This is a genomic window from Candidatus Cloacimonadota bacterium (genome assembly GCA_034661015.1).
Classification (GTDB): domain Bacteria; phylum Cloacimonadota; class Cloacimonadia; order JGIOTU-2; family JGIOTU-2; genus JAYEKN01.
Map to the genome: position 1 here is coordinate 1 of JAYEKN010000106.1, position 2,300 is coordinate 2,300.

The window sequence follows — 2,300 nt, forward strand, 5'->3', positions numbered from 1 at the left end:
AGACGATATGTGGATAACTCTCCCGATCCTGAACCGCAAGATGTTTCCGCTCATTTACACGGCGGAATTCCGCTTGCCGAGATTGATGCTTTGCAACAGTATTTTGATAATTACGAAGGAATCAGGAAATTACTTTTTTCCGATCTTAAAGAAAATTACCAACAATTTAGCAAAATTATAAATGAGAAAGAAGATATAAAAAAGTTTCTGGATGATGCGGAAGAAGTTAAACAAAAACATCTGGAATATGTAGAAGCAATTGAAAACTGGTGGCAAAACAATGTAAATTATTTGCACCAACTTCCCGCCAAACAAAACCTCTTTGAACTCAACAATATTTTTGCCGATACAATTTCCAAAAAATTCAGCAAACTCGGTATTCTGGATATTAACAAATCTCGCGGTTCTTTTGCTGCATATTGGAACGAATTATTGTCTGACCTAAAATCAGTTTCTGCCAGCGGTTGGAACGCAGAATTGATTCCCGAAAATGAAATCCTGGAATCGCAATTCCCCGAAATTATGGCAGAAAAACGACAAAATGAAACTCGCCGTGATGAACTGGAAGCTCTCTTTAAAGAAGTGGATGAATTAGAGGATGATGATTTTAATGAAGAAGAATATGATGTTTTCCCCAAAGTTATTTACAAAGAAATTAAAAGCGATTTAAAAGAAATTAACGGTAAAATAAGAGAACTTAAAAAAGATATTAAAACAGCCAAAGCACGCCAAAAAGTTGCTGATAACCTCACTGAATTTGATGAGATAATTTCTAAATTGAATTCTCAAATAAAACCACTTGAAACCGAAAAGATTAAAATTACTGCCAAACTGCAAACACACGATGATACCAAAAAAGAGTTGGCAGAATGCAAAAAGACCATAAAAGAAGTTAAAGACAAAACCGATGAACTGGTGGAAAAAGCCCGTGAAAAGATTACTCCCGATGAAGCGGAAAAGCTCATTCTTATCCGTTGGAAACAAGTTTTTGCAGATACAATTATGAATTATGTGCTGCAATACAAAAGAGAACTGCAAGCCAAACTGGAAATTATCTTTGATAAATACACAGTTACGCTTACCGATATTTTGCAAGAAAGAGAAAAAGAAAATACTCAACTAAACATCTTCTTGAAAGAACTTGGCTATGAATAATAAATACTTAAACGATAAAGAATTTGATTATATTTTGCAAACCGGCGAATCTTATCTTGTGGAATTTAAAGAGAAAATCAATAACTCACTTTCGCGTGAGATAACTGCTTTTGCCAATGCTTCCGGCGGTCGTATTTTTATTGGTATAACTGATAGCGGAGAACCAAAAGGAATTGAAATCACAAATAAACTTCGCTCTCAAATTCAGGACATTGCCAATAATTGCCAACCTGTTGTTCAAATAAAATTAGAAGAATTTAATAATATTCTTACCATTATCATTCCTGAAGGGAAAGAAAAACCATATCAGTGTTCCGATGGCTTTTATGTAAGAATGGGAGCAAATGCTCAGAAAATGAAAAGAGATCAAATTATTGAATTCTTACAATTTGAAGGTCAGCTTAGTTTTGAAGAACAATTTCATAAAAAATTCGATTTTGAAAGAGATTATTCTCCAAATAAACTTTCGGGATTTCTAAAATTTGCAGGCATCACCCAAAATCTCGACGATGAAACTATTTTGATAAACCTGGGTGTCGCGGAAAAAATTGATGGCAAACTGAAAATGAAAAATGCCGGAGTTTTGTTCTTTACTGAAACTATTCAACTTCTTTGTGAACAAGCCACCATAACCTGTGCAGTTTTTGACGGAATGGAAAGAATTCATATTCTCAACCGAAAAGATTATGCTCAGGATATTATCACAAATATTGATAATGCTCTTCATTTTATAAAACAAGAACTCAAAGTAAAATACGAGATGACGGGAACTGCGAGGCGAAAAGAAATTTATGAACTTCCACTCGATGCAATTCGTGAAGCTGTGATAAATGCTGTGGTGCATCGTGATTATTTTCTGAAAGGTTCGCACACTGTGATTGAAATCTTTGACGACCGCTTAGAAATTTCAAATCCAGGTGGACTTCCAAAAGGATTATCGGAAAAAGATTTTGGGAAAAAAGCAGTTCGCAGAAACCAGATTATCGCTTCTTTATTACACAGAATAGATTTTGTGGAAAATATGGGAACAGGAATTAATAAGATTCGCAACTTACTGAAAGAAGCAAATGCGAAACAACCAAAATTTGAATTCGGAGATTTTTATTCAATTATTTTTCCAAGGAATAATTTCGGAAAAGTTTCGG

General features: G+C 34.3%; 2 protein-coding genes. Both read left to right on the top strand.

Annotated elements, in window-relative coordinates; translation table 11 throughout:
* A partial coding sequence (locus U9P79_04345) for a type I restriction-modification system subunit M (GenBank protein ID MEA2103857.1) occupies positions 1–1,155 on the top strand: 1,155 nt, incomplete at its 5' end.
* Positions 1,148–2,300: ATP-binding protein (locus U9P79_04350; protein MEA2103858.1), on the top strand; the 1,153-nt coding region annotated here is incomplete at its 3' end. The genes U9P79_04345 and U9P79_04350, both read left to right, overlap by 8 nt.